Origin of the sequence: Enterobacter sp. NFIX58 (assembly GCF_900110475.1) — a bacterium.
Lineage (GTDB): Bacteria > Pseudomonadota > Gammaproteobacteria > Enterobacterales > Enterobacteriaceae > Enterobacter > Enterobacter quasiroggenkampii.
Window position 1 is genome coordinate 1499110 of sequence record NZ_FODW01000001.1, and the last position, 18306, is coordinate 1517415.

The 18306-nt window shown below is 58.8% G+C and carries 19 protein-coding genes and 1 riboswitch; of the genes, 10 read left to right on the forward strand and 9 right to left on the reverse strand.

The window, feature by feature from the left end; translation table 11 throughout:
• Complete coding sequence (locus BMW97_RS07370; protein WP_045909509.1) at positions 1–504, forward strand: fimbrial protein; 504 nt, start codon at positions 1–3, stop codon at positions 502–504.
• Here BMW97_RS07370 and dinG read toward each other — a convergent pair.
• Both dinG and rhlE read right to left on the reverse strand, forming a co-directional pair.
• Positions 491–2668 (reverse strand): ATP-dependent DNA helicase DinG, encoded by a 2178-nt coding sequence (gene dinG, locus BMW97_RS07375; RefSeq protein ID WP_090392621.1) that lies wholly within the window; start codon positions 2666–2668, stop codon positions 491–493. The genes BMW97_RS07370 and dinG overlap by 14 nt on opposite strands.
• 97 nt (positions 2669–2765) lie before the next feature.
• Positions 2766–4145, reverse strand: coding sequence for an ATP-dependent RNA helicase RhlE (gene rhlE, locus BMW97_RS07380; protein WP_045909499.1), 1380 nt, complete (start codon positions 4143–4145; stop codon positions 2766–2768).
• 205 nt (positions 4146–4350) lie between these two features.
• Between rhlE and cecR the strand changes: the two genes are divergently transcribed.
• Genes cecR through BMW97_RS07405 form a run of 5 tightly spaced genes read left to right on the forward strand, consistent with a single transcriptional unit; the run spans position 4351 to position 9991 of the window.
• Positions 4351–5028 (forward strand): transcriptional regulator CecR, encoded by a 678-nt coding sequence (gene cecR / locus BMW97_RS07385; protein ID WP_045909498.1) that lies wholly within the window; start codon positions 4351–4353, stop codon positions 5026–5028.
• The gene (gene hlyD, locus BMW97_RS07390; protein ID WP_045909497.1) at positions 5025–6020 is read left to right on the forward strand and encodes a secretion protein HlyD; all 996 of its coding nucleotides are present in this window, start codon (positions 5025–5027) and stop codon (positions 6018–6020) included. The genes cecR and hlyD overlap by 4 nt, the downstream gene beginning before the upstream one ends.
• Positions 6013–7752 (forward strand): ATP-binding cassette domain-containing protein, encoded by a 1740-nt coding sequence (locus BMW97_RS07395; RefSeq protein WP_090392623.1) that lies wholly within the window; start codon positions 6013–6015, stop codon positions 7750–7752. Before hlyD ends, BMW97_RS07395 begins: the two co-directional genes overlap by 8 nt.
• Positions 7742–8875 carry an ABC transporter permease gene (locus BMW97_RS07400; protein ID WP_045909495.1) on the forward strand — a complete coding sequence of 378 codons (1134 nt, stop codon included), beginning with the start codon at positions 7742–7744 and terminating at the stop codon, positions 8873–8875. The genes BMW97_RS07395 and BMW97_RS07400 overlap by 11 nt, the downstream gene beginning before the upstream one ends.
• Before the next feature lie 9 nt (positions 8876–8884).
• Positions 8885–9991, forward strand: coding sequence for an ABC transporter permease (locus tag BMW97_RS07405; RefSeq protein ID WP_045909494.1), 1107 nt, complete (start codon positions 8885–8887; stop codon positions 9989–9991).
• On the opposite strand, the gene BMW97_RS07410 is transcribed toward BMW97_RS07405, so the two are convergent.
• Entirely contained in the window at positions 9953–10363 is a 411-nt protein-coding gene (locus BMW97_RS07410; RefSeq protein ID WP_045909493.1) for a YbhQ family protein, read from the reverse strand. The two genes, BMW97_RS07405 and BMW97_RS07410, sit on opposite strands and share 39 nt — an antisense overlap.
• A 133-nt stretch (positions 10364–10496) precedes the next feature.
• Between BMW97_RS07410 and BMW97_RS07415 the strand changes: the two genes are divergently transcribed.
• From BMW97_RS07415 to BMW97_RS07425, 3 genes are read left to right on the forward strand one after another with little or no spacing between them, the layout of a single operon-like run.
• Positions 10497–11258, forward strand: coding sequence for an endonuclease/exonuclease/phosphatase family protein (locus BMW97_RS07415; RefSeq protein ID WP_045909492.1), 762 nt, complete (start codon positions 10497–10499; stop codon positions 11256–11258).
• Positions 11255–12493: a cardiolipin synthase ClsB gene (clsB, locus tag BMW97_RS07420; protein ID WP_045909491.1), complete on the forward strand. Its 1239-nt coding sequence runs from the start codon at positions 11255–11257 to the stop codon at positions 12491–12493. The genes BMW97_RS07415 and clsB overlap by 4 nt, the downstream gene beginning before the upstream one ends.
• Entirely contained in the window at positions 12493–13455 is a 963-nt protein-coding gene (locus BMW97_RS07425; protein ID WP_045909490.1) for a lysylphosphatidylglycerol synthase domain-containing protein, read from the forward strand. Before clsB ends, BMW97_RS07425 begins: the two co-directional genes overlap by 1 nt.
• A gap of 89 nt (positions 13456–13544) precedes the next feature.
• Here the strand turns inward: BMW97_RS07425 and BMW97_RS07430 are convergent, their stop codons facing one another.
• The 6 genes from BMW97_RS07430 to moaA form a co-directional block, all read right to left on the reverse strand.
• Positions 13545–14252: a Bax inhibitor-1/YccA family protein gene (locus tag BMW97_RS07430; RefSeq protein WP_045909489.1), complete on the reverse strand. Its 708-nt coding sequence runs from the start codon at positions 14250–14252 to the stop codon at positions 13545–13547.
• Between the two features lie 64 nt (positions 14253–14316).
• Entirely contained in the window at positions 14317–14769 is a 453-nt protein-coding gene (gene moaE, locus BMW97_RS07435) for a molybdopterin synthase catalytic subunit MoaE (protein ID WP_045909488.1), read from the reverse strand.
• Between the two features lies 1 nt (position 14770).
• A complete protein-coding gene (moaD, locus tag BMW97_RS07440) occupies positions 14771–15016 on the reverse strand; it encodes a molybdopterin synthase sulfur carrier subunit (RefSeq protein ID WP_045909487.1) in 246 nt (81 codons plus the stop codon).
• Entirely contained in the window at positions 15009–15494 is a 486-nt protein-coding gene (moaC, locus tag BMW97_RS07445) for a cyclic pyranopterin monophosphate synthase MoaC (protein WP_008501142.1), read from the reverse strand. Before moaC ends, moaD begins: the two co-directional genes overlap by 8 nt.
• A 3-nt stretch (positions 15495–15497) precedes the next feature.
• On the reverse strand, positions 15498–16010 hold the full coding sequence (moaB, locus tag BMW97_RS07450) for a molybdenum cofactor biosynthesis protein B (protein WP_045403780.1): 513 nt from the start codon (positions 16008–16010) through the stop codon (positions 15498–15500).
• 24 nt (positions 16011–16034) lie between these two features.
• The gene (gene moaA, locus BMW97_RS07455; RefSeq protein ID WP_045909486.1) at positions 16035–17024 is read right to left on the reverse strand and encodes a GTP 3',8-cyclase MoaA; all 990 of its coding nucleotides are present in this window, start codon (positions 17022–17024) and stop codon (positions 16035–16037) included.
• Positions 17012–17146, reverse strand: a riboswitch (molybdenum cofactor riboswitch). Its footprint overlaps the gene before it by 13 nt.
• 225 nt (positions 17147–17371) lie before the next feature.
• On the opposite strand from moaA, the gene yvcK reads away from it, so the two are divergent.
• Positions 17372–18280, forward strand: coding sequence for a uridine diphosphate-N-acetylglucosamine-binding protein YvcK (gene yvcK, locus BMW97_RS07460; protein WP_045909485.1), 909 nt, complete (start codon positions 17372–17374; stop codon positions 18278–18280).
• Positions 18281–18306 lie beyond the last annotated feature (26 nt).

An 18306-nucleotide genomic window follows, 5' to 3' on the forward strand; every position in this document is an offset into this window, starting at 1 on the left:
ATGAAAAAAATAGTGCTTTTCATTGGGATGAGCCTGATGACGCAGGCGTGGGCGGATGATATCCAGGTTCAGATGGTCGGGAATATCTATGCCAATACCTGCGTGATCGACAGCGCCAGCAAAAACTTAACCGTCGACCTCGGCCAGACAGCGTCCGGCAATTTTAAAGACGTGGGGGATACGGGCGAATGGAAAGAATTTTCGCTGAACGTCTCGCATTGTCCCAAAACGCTGACGCTGGCAACGGCCTTTTTCTATGGCCAGGCAGACAGCCTGCACCCGACAAAATTTGCCAACATCGGCAGCGCAAAAGGGCTGGCGCTTGAGCTGGCGGACCGGCAGGACAATATCCTCATTGCCCCGCAGGCGAGCTTTAACGCGGTGATTAATCAAAACGATCACACGGCCACCTTCCCACTCGCCGCACGCTACTACGCCACCTCCATGCCAGTGAGCGCGGGGACGTTCAGCAGCGTGGTGCAGGTGACCTTCACTTACCAGTAGGACCGCGCCCCTTAGCACGGATGCTTTTCCTGCGCCCGGCGGTCAGTGTTGCCGGGCGTTTTTTTACCTCGGGCACTTCTGGCTGTTCAATCGGAAAGATCGGCAGCGCGTTTAACAAACGTTGGCCGTAATTTTTGGTGAGCAGACGTTTGTCATAAATCACCACCTCCCCCCAGCAGCCGTGGCTACGGATCAGACGCCCGACCTGCTGAATGAGATTAAACGACGCCGCAGGTAAACTTTGCACCTCAAACGGATAGCGATTGAGGCTTTTCAACCACTCGCCTTCGGTGATGACGACCGGGCTGTCGATGGGCGGGAAGGCAATTTTATGAATATGCACCTGCGTCAGGTAATCGCCCTTCAAATCCAGACCTTCCGCGAAGGACTGTAATCCCACCAGCACGCTGCACTCGCCGTTATCGATACGTTTGCGGTGCGTTTCCACCAGCCGGTAGCGCGGCTGATCGCCCTGCACCAGCAGGAGTAAACGCAGATCGGTGACGTGCTCCAGGAAGCGCTGCATCGCGCGCCCGCTGGCAAACAGCACCAGCATGCCGGGGTATTTTCTGCTCTCAACCTGTTCGCGGAAGTAGGCCGCCATTTCCGCAATGTGCTGCTCTTCGTTGTCGATCAGCGGCTCGAATTTCATGCGCGGGATCACCAGCTTCCCCTGCTCGCAGTGGTTAAACGGCGAGTCCAGCGCGACAAAACGATCGCCCGCTTTCTCTTTCAGGCCGCTCATTTCCTGCAAACGCGAAAAACTGTTCAGGGAGCGCAACGTGGCAGAGGTGACCACCACGTGCGGCACGCTGCGCCAGATGAGCTTTTCCAGCTGATCGGCCACGCGGATGCCCACGCAGTGGAAAAACAGATGGACCTGCCCGTCGCGCACTTCCCGGGTGGCCCATTTGGTGACCGGCGCGCCCGACGCCTGCGCCATCGAGGCCAGCCGCCAGAGCTTGCTCTGCGCTTCAAACATGCCGAGCGCACGGTTCATTTGCAAAAGAATACGGTGCAGGCGAACCACGTCATGCGAGCCGGTTTTCTCGCTGAGATCGTTTAAGAACATCTCCGCCAGCCCGCGCAGCTTTTCGAGATGCTTCGCCAGCTGCTGGCAAATCTCCATCACCTCGTCCGGCAGTTCGCCCATCGCAAAGCGGTGTTCCGCCTCCTGGGTTGCGGGAAGATAAAGATTCAGGATGTTGTTCAGCGACGAGATAAGGCTGTAAACCTCTTCGCAGTGGTCGCTCAGACGCTCCGGCACCGCCAACGGCGGCGTGGTTTTCGGCCGGAACTGCTCCATGCAGGTGGCGACAAGCTTGCAGAAGAGATCCAGCTGCAGGCGGAACCAGGGGGCGGTAATTTCTGCGCTCATCTCCAGCGCGTCGCGCGCCACGTCGGGCAAATGGTGGCCTTCGTCGAGCACCAGCAGCAGGTTTTTCGGCTCCGGCAGCACCGCTTCGCTCTCCAGCGCCGCCATCACCAGGGCGTGGTTAGCCACAACCACCTCCGCTTCCTGAATTTCACGCCGCGCGACAAAAAACGGGCATTCGCGATAGTAGTGACAGTTGCGGTTCAGACAGCTGGCTTTGTCCGTGCTGAGCCTGCGCCACAAATCGTCGCTGATGGCTTTATCGGTGTGATCGCGCAGGCCGTCCCATTTATAGCCATCGAGATCGCCTTTCAGCGTTGCGCAGAGCTCCTGCTCGGCTTTGTTGTTTGGCGTGAGATCGTCGTCGAGGAACGCCAGCAGATCCTGCTGCGACGCCTCGCTGCTGGCAAGCCCTGCCAGGTTACGCGGACAGACGTAGCGACCGCGACCAAAGGCGGCCGTAAACCGCAGATCGGGGATGATTTTGCGCAGCAGTGGTAAATCTTTGCTGAAGATCTGATCCTGCAGCGCCACGTTGGCGGTGCTGACCACCAGCGTTTTGTCCTCTTCCCGCGCAATGGCAATGCCGGGAATAAGATACGACAAGGTTTTCCCGACGCCGGTCGGGGCTTCAATCGCCAGATGTCGCCCGTCGTCCCCGGCGAGCGTTTTTGCCACGTCAGCAATCATCTGCCGCTGCGGCGCTCGGGGGATAAAATCGGGGATCTGCTGTTGTAGCGCCTTATACCATGCGCCAATTTGCGCCTTGAGCGCAGCGGTTAAAGCCATCGGAAAACCTGAAATACTGTATAAACAGCCACTATTGTGGCACTTTCTCTTCGCAGCCGCAAAAAGAAAAGCCCGGCTTTACGACCGGGCTTCCAGATTACTGCGGGTTAGCAGGCTTGCGCGGGCGGCGTCGGCGCTGCCCTTCTCCTGCCGGCTTGCCTTCGCCGCTGCGCCACGGATTGTCACCGGCCGGTTTGCTGTCGTTGCTACGACGCGGCGGTTTGCCCGCTGACTTCGGCGCGCCGCCTTCGGCACGACGCGGCTGCTGACCGCGACCACCGCCGCCCTGACCGCGACCGCCCTGGCGACCGTTCTGAATCGGCTCGGCTTTGATCGACGGATCCACTTCATACCCCGGGGTTTCGATACGCGGGATCTCTTTCTTCAGCAGACGTTCGATATCGCGCAGCAGCTTGTGCTCGTCCACGCAAACCAGAGAGAGCGCTTCGCCGGTTGCCGCCGCACGACCGGTACGGCCGATACGGTGCACGTAGTCTTCCGGCACGTTTGGCAGCTCGTAGTTCACCACGTGCGGCAGCTCTTCAATGTCGAGGCCACGGGCAGCAATGTCAGTTGCCACCAGCACGCGGATGTCCCCAGACTTGAAGTCCGCCAGCGCACGGGTACGCGCGCCCTGGCTCTTGTTGCCGTGGATCGCCGCGCTGCGGATGCCGTCTTTATTCAGCTGTTCCGCCAGGTGGTTCGCGCCGTGCTTGGTGCGGGTAAAGACCAGCACCTGCTGCCAGTTACCCTGACCGATCATTTGGGAGAGCAGTTCGCGCTTGCGCTTTTTATCCACAAAGTGAACGTGCTGCGTCACCTGCTCAGAGGCGGTGTTGCGGCGCGCCACTTCCACTTCCAGCGGGTTATGCAGCAGCTTTTCCGCCAGCGCCTTGATCTCGTCGGAGAAGGTCGCGGAGAAGAGCAGATTCTGACGACGCGGTGGCAGCTTGGCCAGCACGCGGCGAATATCGTGAATAAAGCCCATGTCGAGCATGCGGTCGGCTTCGTCCAGCACCAGAATTTCGATGTTATCCAGCTTCACCGCGTTCTGGTGTTCCAGATCCAGCAGACGGCCCGGCGTTGCCACCAGCACGTCCACGCCGCCGCGCAGCTTCATCATCTGCGGGTTGATGCTGACACCGCCGAACACCACCAGCGAGCGAATGTTGAGATAGCGGCTGTAGTCACGCACGTTCTCGCCAATCTGCGCGGCCAGTTCGCGGGTTGGGGTGAGGATCAGCGCACGAACCGGACGACGGCCTTTGGCGTGCGGCTGGTTTTTTACCAGCAGCTCTAACAGCGGCAGCGTAAAGCCCGCGGTTTTACCGGTGCCGGTCTGGGCGCTGGCCATCAGGTCACGGCCCTGAAGAACGGCAGGAATTGCCTGCTGCTGGATTGGGGTTGGCTCAACGTAGCCCTGCTCTGCGATCGCGCGCAGAATTTCCGGGTTCAGGCCAAGGGAATCAAAAGACATAAAAACTCCGAACCGCCCCGACCATCACAGGTGTAGTTTTCAGGGAGATATAACAATTAGGAGGACAAAAACCACAATGTCGCGAAGGGGCGGAGTGTAGCAGCTTTTGTGACGTGGCGCATAAAATATCCCTCCTCGTTCCCTCGACGTAAGCGTGAATCAGGCATAATCTTAATCAATCGATTGATTAATTTTTAATGCCGCCATGAATACAACACCCACAACAACCAAAGGTGAACAGGCCAAAAACCAGCTTATTGCCGCCGCGCTGGCGCAGTTTGGTGAGTATGGGCTGCATGCGACCACGCGCGATATCGCCGCGCTGGCCGGGCAAAACATTGCGGCGATTACCTACTATTTTGGCTCAAAAGAGGATTTATATCTCGCCTGCGCCGAGTGGATTGCCGATTTTATCGGCACGCAGTTTCACCCGCACGTCGAGGAGGCCACCGCGCTGCTCAGCCAGCCGTCGCCCGATCGCGAGGCCATCCGCCAGCTGATCCTCAATGCCTGCCACAACATGATCCGCGTGCTGACCCACGACGATACGCTCAACCTGAGCAAGTTTATCTCCCGCGAGCAGCTCTCCCCCACTGCCGCCTATCAGCGGGTACACGATCGGGTCATTGCCCCGATGCATACCCACCTGACCCGGCTGATCGCCGCCTATACCGGGCGGGATGCCAACGATACCGCGACAATTTTGCATACCCACGCCCTGCTGGGTGAAATCCTTGCCTTCCGTCTGGGCCGGGAAACCATCCTGTTACGCACCGGCTGGACACAATTTGATGAGGATAAAGCCGCGCAGATCGGTGAGGTGATCGCCTGTCATCTCGATCTGATCCTGCAAGGCTTAACGCAAAGGAGCCTGAAGTCATGAAAAAACCTGTCGCCATCATTCTGGTGGTTGTTGTTTTGCTTGCCGCGGGCGTCGGTGGATGGCTGTGGTACCAGAGCCATCAGGATAAAGGCCTGACGCTGTACGGTAACGTGGATATTCGCACGGTGAACATGAGCTTCCGCATCGGCGGCCGTCTCGCCTCGCTGAGCGTTGACGAAGGCGATGCCATTAAAACCGGGCAGACGCTGGGAATGCTGGACAAAGCGCCCTATGAAAATGCGCTGCTGCAGGCCAAAGCGGGCGTCTCCGTTGCGCAGGCACAGTATGACCTGATGCTGGCCGGCTATCGCGACGAAGAGATCGCCCAGGCCGCTGCGGCCGTCAAACAGGCGCAGGCGGCCTATGACTACGCGCAGAACTTCTACGCTCGCCAGCAGGGGCTGTGGAAAAGCCGAACCATTTCCGCGAATGACCTGGAAAATGCGCGCTCCTCCCGCGACCAGGCGCAGGCAACGCTGAAATCCGCGCAGGATAAGTTAAGCCAGTACCACACCGGTAACCGCCCGCAGGATATCGCCCAGGCGAAAGCCAGCCTTGAACAGGCGCAGGCGCAACTGGCCCAGGCGGAGCTGGATCTGCACGACACCACGCTCATCGCACCGTCTGACGGCACGCTGATGACCCGCGCCGTGGAACCGGGCAGCATGCTCAGCGCGGGCAGCACCGTGTTAACCCTCTCCCTGACCCGCCCGGTCTGGGTACGTGCCTACATTGATGAGCCTAATCTCGGCCAGATGCAGCCGGGCCGCGAGCTGCTGCTCTATACCGACGGTCGCCCGGACAAGCCGTATCACGGCAAGGTGGGCTTTGTCTCCCCTACCGCCGAATTCACGCCGAAAACAGTAGAAACGCCGGACCTGCGTACCGACCTGGTGTATCGCCTGCGCATCATCGTGACTGATGCGGATGACGCCCTGCGCCAGGGCATGCCCGTCACCGTAAAAGTGAATAGCGGGGAACGACATGAATGATGCGGTTATCCAGCTCAACAATCTGGTCAAACGCTTCGCAGGGATGGACAAACCGGCAGTCGCGCCGCTGAACTGCACCATCCAGAAAGGCTATGTCACCGGCCTGGTCGGCCCGGACGGTGCGGGAAAGACCACGCTGATGCGCATGCTGGCGGGGTTGCTGAAGCCGGATGAAGGCTCGGCCAGCGTGCTTGGCCTTGACCCGATAAAAGATGACGGCGCGCTCCACGCCATGCTCGGCTATATGCCGCAGAAGTTTGGCCTGTATGAAGACCTGACGGTGATGGAAAACCTGAACCTGTACGCCGACCTGCGCAGCGTTACCGGCGAAGCCCGACAGAAGACCTTCGCCCGCCTGCTGGAATTTACCTCCCTCGGCCCGTTCACCGACCGGCTGGCGGGCAAGCTTTCCGGTGGGATGAAGCAGAAGCTGGGTCTGGCCTGCACGCTGGTGGGCGAGCCAAAAGTGCTGCTGCTGGACGAGCCCGGCGTGGGCGTCGACCCGATATCGCGCCGCGAGCTGTGGCAGATGGTGCACGAGCTGGCGGGCGACGGGATGTTGATTCTCTGGAGCACCTCCTACCTCGATGAAGCGGAACAGTGCCGGGACGTGCTGCTGATGAACGAAGGCGAACTGCTTTATCAGGGCGAGCCGACGACGCTGACGCAGAGCATGGCCGGGCGCAGCTTCCTGCTGCACAGCTCGCAGGCGTCCAACCGCTCGCTGCTGCAGCGGGTGCTCAAGCTGCCGCAGGTCAGCGACGGAATGATTCAGGGCCGCTCGGTGCGGGTGATCCTCAAAAAAGAGGCCACCGTCGACGATATTCGCCAGGCGCCCGGCATGCCTGAGATCGACATGGAAGAGACGGCGCCGCGCTTCGAAGATGCGTTTATCGACCTGCTGGGCGGCGCGGGGACGTCCGAGTCTCCGCTTGGCGCAATTCTGCACACGGTGGACGGCACGCCGGGCGAAACGGTGATCGAAGCCAAATCCCTCACCAAAAAGTTCGGGGATTTCGCCGCCACCGATAACGTCAATTTCGCGGTAAAACGCGGCGAGATTTTTGGCCTGCTAGGACCGAACGGCGCGGGAAAATCGACCACCTTTAAGATGATGTGTGGCCTGCTGGTGCCGACGTCCGGCAAAGCGCTGGTGCTGGATATGGATCTGAAGGTCAGCTCCGGCAAGGCGCGCCAGCATCTGGGCTATATGGCGCAGAAGTTCTCGCTGTATGGCAACCTGACGGTCGAGCAGAATCTGCGCTTTTTCTCTGGCGTGTATGGCCTGCGCGGACGGGCGCAGAACGAGAAGATCCGCCGCATGAGCGACGCCTTCGGGTTAACGACGATTGCTTCTCACGCCACCGACGAACTGCCGCTCGGCTTTAAGCAGCGGCTGGCGCTGGCCTGCTCGCTGATGCACGAGCCGGATATTCTGTTTCTGGATGAGCCGACCTCCGGCGTTGATCCCCTCACCCGCCGCGAGTTCTGGCTGCATATCAACAGCATGGTGGAAAAAGGGGTGACCGTGATGGTGACCACCCACTTCATGGACGAGGCGGAGTACTGCGACCGCATCGGGCTGGTGTATCGCGGCAAGCTGATTGCCCACGGTACACCGGACGACCTGAAAAACCAGGCCGCCGACGATGAGGTCCCGGACCCGACCATGGAGCAGGCGTTTATCACCCTCATCCACGACTGGGATAAGGAGAATGCCCATGCGCAGTAACGCCATTTCCTGGCGCCGGGTGCGCGCGTTGTGCATAAAAGAGACGCGGCAGATCGTGCGTGACCCCAGCAGCTGGCTGATTGCGGTGGTGATCCCCCTGCTGCTACTGTTTATCTTTGGCTACGGCATTAATCTGGACTCCAGCAAGCTGCGGGTCGGGATTTTGCTGGAGCAGCAGAGCGAGGAGGCGCTGGACTTCACCCACGCCATGACCGGTTCGCCCTACATTGACGCCACCATCAGCGACAATCGTCAGGAGCTGATCCAGAAGATGCAGGCCGGGAAAATTCGCGGTCTGATCGTCATTCCGGTGGATTTTGCCGCCAATATGGCGCGGGCGAATACCGATGCGCCGATCCAGGTGATCACCGACGGCAGCGAGCCGAACACCGCGAACTTCGTGCAGGGCTACGCGGAGGGGATCTGGCAGCTCTGGCAGATGCAGCGGGCGGAAGATCGGGGTGAAGAATTTAAACCACTCATCGACGTGCAGACGCGCTACTGGTTTAACCCCGCCGCCATCAGCCAGCACTTTATTATTCCGGGCGCGGTGACGATTATCATGACGGTCATTGGCGCGATTCTGACCTCGCTGGTGATCGCCCGCGAGTGGGAGCGCGGCACCATGGAGGCGCTGCTTTCAACCGAAGTGACGCGCGTCGAGCTGCTGCTGTGCAAGCTTATTCCCTACTACTTCCTCGGCATGCTGGCGATGCTGCTCTGTATGCTGGTGTCCGTCTTTATCCTCGGCGTGCCGTATCGCGGCTCGCTGGTGGTGCTGTTCTTTATCACCAGCCTGTTTTTACTCAGCACGCTGGGGATGGGGCTGCTCATCTCCACCATCACCCGCAACCAGTTTAACGCGGCCCAGGTAGCCCTCAACGCCGCCTTTTTGCCGTCGATTATGCTGTCCGGCTTTATCTTCCAGATAGACAGCATGCCTGCCGTGATCCGCGCCGTGACCTACGTGATTCCGGCGCGCTACTTTGTGAGCACGCTGCAGAGCCTGTTCCTGGCAGGGAATATTCCGGTGGTGCTGATCGTCAACACGCTGTTTTTACTGGCGTCTGCGGCGATGTTTATCGGGTTAACGTGGATGAAAACCAAACGGCGGTTAGATTAAGGAGCGCGCATGTTTCACCGTTTATGGACGTTAATACGCAAAGAGCTGCAATCCCTGCTGCGCGAGCCGCAAACCCGCGCCATTCTGGTGTTGCCGGTGCTGATCCAGGTTTTACTGTTCCCGTTTGCCGCCACGCTGGAGGTGACCAACGCCACCATCGCCATTTACAACGAAGACAACGGCAAACACGCCGTTGAGCTGACGCAGCGTTTTGCCCGCGCGAAAGCCTTTACCCACATCCTGCTGCTGAAAAGCCCGCAGGAGATCCAGCCTACCATCGACACGCAAAAAGCGCTGCTGCTGGTGCGGTTCCCGGCAGATTTTTCCCGCAATCTGGATACCTTCCAGACCGCGCCGCTGCAGCTGATCCTCGACGGACGCAACTCCAACAGCGCCCAGATCGCGGCCAACTATCTGCAGCAAGTCGTGAAGGATTACCAGCAGGAGTTGATGGACGGCAAACCGAAGCCCAACAACAGCGAACTGGTGGTGCGCAACTGGTATAACCCGAATCTGGACTACAAGTGGTTTGTGGTGCCGTCGCTGATCGCCATGATCACCACCATCGGGGTGATGATCGTCACCTCCCTCTCCGTCGCCCGCGAGCGCGAACAGGGCACGCTGGATCAGCTGCTGGTCTCCCCGCTCGCCACCTGGCAAATTTTCGTCGGCAAAGCGGTGCCGGCGCTGATTGTCGCGACCTTCCAGGCCACCATCGTGCTGGGGGTGGGAATTTGGGCCTACCAGATCCCGTTCGCCGGATCGCTGGCGCTGTTTTACTTCACGATGGTGATTTACGGGCTGTCGCTGGTGGGGTTTGGGCTGCTGATTTCCGCACTCTGCTCGACGCAGCAGCAGGCGTTTATCGGGGTATTCGTCTTTATGATGCCCGCGATCCTGCTCTCGGGGTACGTCTCACCCGTCGAGAATATGCCGGTGTGGCTCCAGGATCTGACGTGGATAAACCCGATACGACACTTTACGGATATCACCAAGCAGATCTATCTGAAGGATGCGAGTCTGGATATTGTCTGGGGAAGTTTGTGGCCGCTACTGGTCATCGCGGCCACGACGGGCTCAGTGGCCTATGCGATGTTTAGACGCAACATCGCGTAGCTTTTTCTCTTTGGTCAGCAACGAGACCACCGCAGGCCCTGCGAGGATAGCCAGACCCGCCAGGGCCAGCAGCAGGTTGTTTTGCAGGACGCGTGACAGCAGCCACAGGACAATCATCGCTGCACCAAAGTACCAGGTGGTGGTGAGCTCTTCGAGCACATCACCCACCTCACGCCAGCGCGCTTCATGGTGGCGCTGTAAGAACAGCATCGACAGCACGGTGACGCCGTAAAGGACGCATAGCCCCAGGCCAACACGCACCAGCGTGCCGCTCATCCAGCCCATCACCAGTACGGCCACGACCAGTAAATGCAACATTATCTGCCAGCAACTCAGGCCAGTTGCGACACGAACACGTTGTTGCCACTTCATGGCTTCTCTCCTGAAGGATTTTTCTCTGCTTAATCAGACTACCGCACTTTACGGAAAATTCCGTAACGCCGCATCTTTTTGTGACGCCGACTACACTTTATTTTCATTGGGATAGTCACTCAGGAAGGAGCTTATGACGAAAAAAATGCAGCATTTCTCGCTTAAAGTGCTGACGATAAACATTCATAAAGGCTTCACAGCATTTAACCGCCGCTTCATTTTACCGGAGCTGCGCGACGCGGTGCGCACCGTCAGCGCGGATATTGTCTGCCTGCAGGAGGTGATGGGCGCACACGAAGTGCATCCGCTTCACTTTGAGAACTGGCCCGACACGCCGCACTATGAATTTCTGGCCGACACCATGTGGAGTGATTATGCCTACGGCCGCAACGCGGTCTATCCGGAAGGTCATCACGGCAACGCGGTGCTGTCCCGCTACCCCATTGAACATTACGAAAACCGCGACGTTTCCGTCGGGGAGAGCGAAAAACGCGGCCTGCTTTACTGCCGTATTACCCCGCCCGACCTTGAGCTGCCCATCCACGTCGGCTGCGTTCACCTGGGCCTGCGCGAAGCCCATCGTCAGGCACAGCTGAAAATGTTGGCCGGATGGGCCAACGCGCTGCCTGACGGCGAACCTGTTGTCGTGGCAGGCGATTTCAACGACTGGCGCCAGCGGGCAAACCACCCCCTGAAGGTGGAAGCCGGGCTGGAGGAAATTTTCACCCGGGCGAACGGCAGGCCTGCGCGCACGTTCCCGGTTCGTTTCCCGCTGCTGCGGCTTGACCGCATCTACGTAAAAAATGCCCATGCCAGTAGCCCGACCGCCCTGGCGCTCCTTAACTGGCGGCATCTTTCCGACCATGCCCCGCTCAGCGCGGAGATCCACCTATGAAATGTTCCTGGCAGGAAGGCAACCGGATCACGCTGCTGGTCAACGGGGACGAGTATTACCCGGCCGTCTTTAAGGCGATTGATCACGCCCAGCAGAAGGTGATCCTCGAAACTTTCATCTGGTTCGAAGACAACGTCGGCAAGCAGCTGCACAGCGTGCTGCTGCGCGCCGCCCAGCGCGGCGTCAAAATTGAAGTGCTGCTGGATGGCTACGGCTCGCCGGACCTCAGCGATGCGTTCGTCAATGAACTGACCGCCGCGGGGGTGGTGTTCCGCTACTACGATCCCGGCCCTCGCCTGTTCGGCATGCGTACCAACCTTTTCCGCCGGATGCATCGCAAAATTGTGGTGGTGGATGAGACGGTGGCGTTTGTCGGCGGCATTAACTACTCCGCTGAGCATATGTCCGACTACGGCCCGGAAGCGAAGCAGGATTACGCCATTCGCATTGAAGGCCCGGTGGTGCAGGACATTTTGCTGTTTGAGCTGGAGAACCTACCGGGGAAAGAGGCCGTTCGCCGCTGGTGGCGACGTCGCCATCGCCCGGAAGAGAACCGGAAGCCCGGTGAAGCGCAGGCGCTTTTCGTCTGGCGCGACAACGGCGAGCACCGGGACGATATTGAACGTCACTACCTTAAGATGCTCGCCAACGCCAAGCGCGAAGTGATTATCGCTAACGCCTACTTCTTCCCGGGCTATCGACTGCTGCATGCCATGCGCAATGCTGCCCGTCGCGGCGTGCGCGTGAAGCTGATCGTGCAGGGCGAGCCGGATATGCCGATCGTCAAAGTCGGGGCGCGGCTGCTGTATAACTACCTGGTGAAGGGCGGCGTCCAGATCTACGAATACCGCCGTCGGCCGCTGCACGGCAAAGTCGCGCTGATGGACGATCACTGGGCCACTGTGGGCTCCAGCAACCTCGATCCGCTGAGCCTGTCGCTGAATCTTGAAGCCAACCTGATCATTCACGATCGCCAGTTTAATCAGACCCTGCGGGATAACCTGCAGGCGTTGATCGTTAACGACTGCGTGCGCGTGGATGAGTCCATGGTCCCCAAACGCACCTGGTGGAACCTGGGCATCAGCGTGGTGGTGTTCCACTTTCTACGGCATTTCCCGGCGATGGTCGGCTGGCTGCCGGCGCATACGCCGAAGCTGGCGCAGGTGGACCCGCCGGTACAACCCGAAATGGAAACCCAGGACCGCATAGAAGCGGAAGACGGAGGCAAACCCTGATGTCGAAATCGCATCCACGCTGGCATCTGGCAAAAAAGATCCTCACCTGGGTATTCTTTATTGCCGTCGCGGTGCTGCTGGTGGTCTACGCGCAGAAAGTGGACTGGGAAGAGGTGTGGAAGGTTATCCGCAACTATAACCGGATGGTGCTGCTGGGCGCGACGGGGCTGGTTATCGTAAGCTACCTGATGTACGGCTGCTATGACCTGCTGGGTCGGGCCTACTGCGGCCACAAGCTGGCCAAACGTCAGGTAATGCTGGTGTCGTTTATCTGCTACGCCTTTAACCTGACGCTGAGCACCTGGGTCGGGGGGATTGGCATGCGCTATCGCCTCTACTCGCGGCTCGGCCTGCCGGGCGGGACCATCACGCGCATTTTTTCCCTGAGCATTACCACCAACTGGCTGGGCTATATTCTGCTCGGCGGGGTGATCTTCACCATCGGCGTGGTGCAGTTGCCCGCGCACTGGTATATCGATGAGGCCACGCTGCGGATTCTGGGCATCGTACTGCTGTTGATTATCGCCGTTTATCTGTGGGCCTGCGCCTTTGCCAGACGCCGTCATATGACCATCAAAGGGCAAAAGCTGGTCCTGCCCTCGTGGAAGTTTGCGGTGCTGCAGATGGCGGTTTCCAGCGCCAACTGGATGGCGATGGGAGCCATCATCTGGCTGCTGATCGGCGAGGACGTAAACTACTTCTTCGTGCTGGGCGTGCTGCTGGTGAGCAGTATTGCCGGGGTGATTGTGCATATTCCGGCGGGGATCGGCGTGCTGGAGGCGGTGTTTATTGCCCTGCTGGCCGGGGAGCATGTTTCTCAGGGAACGATTATCGCCGCCCTGCTGGCGTACCGCATGCTGTATTACTTCCTGCCGCTGGCGCTGGCAACGATCTGCTATCTGGTGCTGGAAAGTCGGGCGAAAAAGCTGCGGGCGAAGAATGAGAGGATGCTAGCGAAGTGAATAAGTCGGGTGGCGGCTTCGCCTTACCCGACCTACGGTTCGCGCTTCGTAGGCCGGGTAAGGCGAAACCGCCACCCGGCAAAGCAATCTTAACGACGGTTGCCAAGAATTCGCAGCAACATCAGGAACAGGTTGATGAAGTCCAGATAGAGCGTCAGCGCGCCCAGAATCGAGTATTTGCGTAGGTTTGAACTGTCGCGCACGTCGATCTGCTCGCCGATGTTTTTCAGCTTCTGCGTGTCATACGCCGTCAATCCAACGAAGATCACCACCCCGATGTAGGTCACGGCCCACATCAGCGCTTCGCTCTTCAGCCACAGGTTCACCAGCGACGCCAGCACAATCCCGATCAGCCCCATAAACAGCATACTGCCGAAGCCGCTCAGATCGCGCTTCGTGGTGTAACCGTACAGGCTCATCGCACCGAACATCCCGCCGGTGACCACGAAGGTGCTGGCAATGGATGAGTAGGTGTAAACGATAAAGATGCTGGAAAGCGTCAGCCCCGTTAGCGCCGAATAGAGCATAAACAGGGTCGTTGCCATGCCGGCACTCAGCTTGTGTACCAGACCCGAAAGCACAAACACCAGCGCCAGCTGCGCGATAATCAGCCCAAAGAAGGTGATTTTGCTGGAGAAGATAAACATCATCAGCTCCGGCGTATTCGCCGCATACCACGCGATAAACGCGGTAAGCAGCAGGCCAACCGTCATCCAGCCGTACACCTGAGCCATATACGTCTGCAGGCCGCTACGGGTCTGCTGTACTATTGAATCGGAACGCGGAAATCGGTCCATGATTCACTCCTGATTAAGATTAAGTAGACACACTCGTTAAGAGTAACACATCCACGTAAACCGACTACCAACGGCTGGCGGCCTGTTTATCGCTATCGCGAGATTCTACCCAGCGATCGCCCTCCGGCGTGGCTTCGCGCTTCCAGAACGGCGCTTTGGTTTTGAGGTAATCCATAATGAACTCCCCTGCCGCAAACGCGCTGCCGCGGTGGGCGCTGGTCACCCCGACAAAGACAATCTCCTCGCCAGGCCACATCTCGCCGATGCGGTGAATCACCGTGACGCGCCCGAGCGGCCAGCGGCCTCGCGCCTCGTCCACAATCTCCGCCAACGATTTTTCCGTCATGCCGGGATAATGCTCCAGCGTCAGCGCCTTCACGCTGTCACCAAGGTTGTGGTTGCGCACCTTGCCGGTAAAGGTCACGACCGCGCCGTCTTCATCGCGTTCCGCCAGCCAGCTGTATTCGGTCCCCACGTTAAAACGCCCGGGGCTCACCAGAATGCGGGTTTCAGCCATCTTAGCCCCCCGTTACCGGCGGGAAGAAGGCCACTTCATCCCCGGCCTTCAGCGGATGGGTAAGCTCCACCAGCGTCTGGTTAACGGCGGCCAGCAGCTTGCCTTCATCCAGCGCCAGCGTCCAGCGGTCGCTTTGTGCCGCCAGATGCGCGCGTAGAGCCGCAACGTTTTCAAAAGAGGCATCCAGCGTCAGGCTGTCGGTATTTACCAGCTCGCGCACCTGCGCAAAAAAGAGCACCTTAATCATGGCTGTCCACCTTAAAATCACCGGATTTGCCACCGCTTTTTGCCAGCAGGCGAACCGGGCCAATCACCATATCTTTCTGCACCGCTTTGCACATGTCGTAGATGGTCAGCGCGGCAACGGAGGCCGCCGTCAATGCCTCCATCTCCACGCCGGTTTTGCCGGTTAAGCGGCACAGCGATTCAATCCGCACGCGATTGTGCTCCGGCTGGGCCTGCAGGTTCACCTCCACCTTGCTCAGCATCAGCGGATGGCACAGCGGGATGAGATCCCAGGTGCGCTTGGCGGCCTGAATACCCGCGATGCGCGCGGTCGCAAAGACATCACCCTTGTGATGGCTGCCGTCGATAATCATTGCCAGCGTTTCCGGCAGCATGGTGACGAACGCTTCCGCGCGCGCCTCGCGCACCGTTTCCGCTTTGGCGGAGACGTCCACCATATGCGCTTCGCCAGCGGCGTTAATGTGGGTCAGTTGTGACATAGCTTATTTCTTTAAATGGGGATGGAAATTACACGGACGGGTACGGGCATCCAGCTGCGGGGCGATGATGTTTTCCCACGCGGTGCGGCAGGCTTTCGTCGAGCCCGGCATGGCGAAAATCAGGGTTTTGTTCGCCACCCCGGCAACGGCGCGCGACTGCAGCGTGGAGGTGCCAATCTCTTCAAAGGAGAGCATGCGGAACACCTCGCCGAAGCCTTCCACCTCGCGGTCGAACAGCGGGAGCAGCGCTTCAGGCGCCTGATCGCCCGCGGTAAAGCCGGTGCCGCCGGTGATCAGCACCACCTGCACCTCATCACTGGCGATCCACTGCGAGACCTGCGCGCGAATGGCGTAGCGGTTCTCCTTCACGATCGCTTTATCAACAATGTTATGCCCCGCGTCATGGGCCGCCTCGCGCAGCCAGTGGCCGGAGGTATCATCCTCTTCGCCACGGCGGTCGGAAACGGTAAGGATCGCAATGCGTGTCGGGATAAATTCTGCGCTGACCTGACTCATCTTCTGATTCCTTCTTAAGACTGGTTACCCGCCGATGTAAGACAGGTTCTGAGTAATGCCAGTATTGCCCTGATGCAGGAAGTGGGTCTGTTTTTTATGCGTCAGAGCTTCAGAAATGCGCACTTCAAGCGCGTCCTGCTGCGCATCGTCTTCCAGCAGATCGCGAAGGTCCACGCCGCCGTCGCCGAACAGGCAGAGATGGAGTTTGCCCACGGAAGAGACGCGCAGGCGGTTGCAGCTGGCACAGAAGTCTTTCTCGTAAGGCATGATAAGCCCGATCTCGCCTTCATAATCAGGATGGCAGAAGACCTGTGCCGGACCGTCGCTGCGCTGGCGGATCTGGTGGATCCAGCCGCGCCTGAGCAGTTCGTCGCGCAGCACCATGCCGGAGATGTGATGGCGGCGGAACAGCTCGCTGCCCTCGCCGGTTTCCATCAGCTCAATAAAACGCAGCTGAATGGGACGGGATTTGATCCACGCCAGGAAGGTATCGAGCTGGTGATGGTTTACATCACGCATCAGCACCGTGTTGACTTTGACTTTTTCGAAGCCGGCCGCAAATGCTGCATCAATACCGTCCATGACCTGCTGGAATTTATCCTGGCCGGTAATGGCATGGAACTGGCGGGCGTCCAGACTGTCCACGCTGACGTTGATGGCGGTTAAGCCCGCATCGCGCCAGGTGGCCACGTCGCGGGCCATACGGTAGCCATTGGTCGTCATCGCAATCTGGCGGATACGTTCGTTTTCACGCACGGCGGCAATGATGTCGGGGAAATCGCGGCGCAGCGAGGGTTCACCGCCGGTAAGGCGCACTTTTTCGGTGCCGAGCTCAGAGAAGGCGCGCGTGACGCGGCGCACTTCATCCACGGAGAGAAAGCCGTTATTGGTGACGCTGCCCGGTTTGTAGCCGTCGGGCAGGCAGTAGGTGCAACGGAAATTGCACACATCGGTAATCGACAGACGTAAGTAATAAAACTTACGCGCGAAAGCATCAGTAAGTTGTGAAGCCATGTACACCTTTCCAGATACGGGAGGCACAGTCATTTCTTTCTGTACCCTGGTGGCAAATTCGCCACGGCCAGAGCGCCATATCTTTCGACACAGGCACAAGGGCTAGAGTGTATGTTTTCAATGTTGAAAACGTGGTTAGGGCGATAGTAGCGCGGAAATTCGGACAGCGCCATTGTCGGCTTTCGCTATATAATTACGTATATAGCGAATCATTCGCCCATTTTCGCTACAGAATACCTAAAAATCGCACTTTCACATTGATATACGTCATTTTGCATCGGGTGAGGCATCGTCTTTTAGGGGTAGTTAGGTTACTGTTACGCGATCGAACGTGATAAGGAATACGTATGCGCAATCGCACTTTTGCGGATCTTGACCGAGTGGTCGCTCTTGGCGGAGGCCACGGCCTGGGCCGCGTCATGTCCTCGTTGTCGTCACTCGGCTCAAGGCTGACAGGGATAGTGACCACCACCGACAACGGCGGCTCAACCGGGCGGATCAGACGTGCCGAAGGCGGCATTGCCTGGGGCGATATGCGCAACTGCCTGAACCAGTTAATTACCGAGCCGAGCGTCGCGTCGGCGATGTTTGAGTACCGTTTTGGCGGCAATGGCGAACTTTCCGGACATAACCTCGGAAATCTGATGTTAAAGGCGCTGGATCACCTGAGCGTAAGGCCTCTCGAAGCCATCAATCTGATCCGTAATCTGCTCAAAGTGGACGCATTCCTGATCCCCATGTCTGAACAACCGGTTGACTTGATGGCCATCGACGCCGAAGGGCATGAAGTTTATGGCGAGGTGAATATTGACCAGCTTCTGCTGCCGCCCAAAGAGCTGATGACTTACCCGAGCGTGCCGGCGACGCGTGAAGCCGTAGAAGCAATTGGCGACGCGGATTTAATTCTGATCGGCCCGGGCAGCTTTTACACCAGCCTGATGCCTATCCTGCTGGTGAAAGAGCTGGCGCAGGCGCTGCGCCGCACCCCGGCGCCAATGGTTTACATCGGTAACCTCGGGCGTGAACTGAGCCCGGCAGCCGCAAGCCTGTCGCTGTCGGATAAACTCAATTTGATGGAGCATTACGTCGGTAAGAAGATCATTGACGGCGTGGTGGTGGGGCCGAAGGTGGATGTATCCGGTATCGGCGATCGCCTGGTGGTGCAGGAGCCGCTGGAGGCCTCAGACATCAAGTATCGCCACGACCGCCATCTGCTGCGCGAGGCGCTGGAGAAAGCGATTCAGGCGTTGGGTTAGATTCGTTTAGTGAGGCCTGATGCCCT

Bases quoted from the DNA above. Each gene is read 5' to 3' on its own strand.
- BMW97_RS07370 (WP_045909509.1), top strand. From the start codon at position 1: ATGAAAAAAATAGTGCTTTTCATTGGGATGAGCCTGATGACGCAGGCG.
- dinG (WP_090392621.1), bottom strand. From the start codon at position 2,668: ATGGCTTTAACCGCTGCGCTCAAGGCGCAAATTGGCGCATGGTATAAG.
- rhlE (WP_045909499.1), bottom strand. From the start codon at position 4,145: ATGTCTTTTGATTCCCTTGGCCTGAACCCGGAAATTCTGCGCGCGATC.
- cecR (WP_045909498.1), top strand. From the start codon at position 4,351: ATGAATACAACACCCACAACAACCAAAGGTGAACAGGCCAAAAACCAG.
- hlyD (WP_045909497.1), top strand. From the start codon at position 5,025: ATGAAAAAACCTGTCGCCATCATTCTGGTGGTTGTTGTTTTGCTTGCC.
- BMW97_RS07395 (WP_090392623.1), top strand. From the start codon at position 6,013: ATGAATGATGCGGTTATCCAGCTCAACAATCTGGTCAAACGCTTCGCA.
- BMW97_RS07400 (WP_045909495.1), top strand. From the start codon at position 7,742: ATGCGCAGTAACGCCATTTCCTGGCGCCGGGTGCGCGCGTTGTGCATA.
- BMW97_RS07405 (WP_045909494.1), top strand. From the start codon at position 8,885: ATGTTTCACCGTTTATGGACGTTAATACGCAAAGAGCTGCAATCCCTG.
- BMW97_RS07410 (WP_045909493.1), bottom strand. From the start codon at position 10,363: ATGAAGTGGCAACAACGTGTTCGTGTCGCAACTGGCCTGAGTTGCTGG.
- BMW97_RS07415 (WP_045909492.1), top strand. From the start codon at position 10,497: ATGACGAAAAAAATGCAGCATTTCTCGCTTAAAGTGCTGACGATAAAC.
- clsB (WP_045909491.1), top strand. From the start codon at position 11,255: ATGAAATGTTCCTGGCAGGAAGGCAACCGGATCACGCTGCTGGTCAAC.
- BMW97_RS07425 (WP_045909490.1), top strand. From the start codon at position 12,493: ATGTCGAAATCGCATCCACGCTGGCATCTGGCAAAAAAGATCCTCACC.
- BMW97_RS07430 (WP_045909489.1), bottom strand. From the start codon at position 14,252: ATGGACCGATTTCCGCGTTCCGATTCAATAGTACAGCAGACCCGTAGC.
- moaE (WP_045909488.1), bottom strand. From the start codon at position 14,769: ATGGCTGAAACCCGCATTCTGGTGAGCCCCGGGCGTTTTAACGTGGGG.
- moaD (WP_045909487.1), bottom strand. From the start codon at position 15,016: ATGATTAAGGTGCTCTTTTTTGCGCAGGTGCGCGAGCTGGTAAATACC.
- moaC (WP_008501142.1), bottom strand. From the start codon at position 15,494: ATGTCACAACTGACCCACATTAACGCCGCTGGCGAAGCGCATATGGTG.
- moaB (WP_045403780.1), bottom strand. From the start codon at position 16,010: ATGAGTCAGGTCAGCGCAGAATTTATCCCGACACGCATTGCGATCCTT.
- moaA (WP_045909486.1), bottom strand. From the start codon at position 17,024: ATGGCTTCACAACTTACTGATGCTTTCGCGCGTAAGTTTTATTACTTA.
- yvcK (WP_045909485.1), top strand. From the start codon at position 17,372: ATGCGCAATCGCACTTTTGCGGATCTTGACCGAGTGGTCGCTCTTGGC.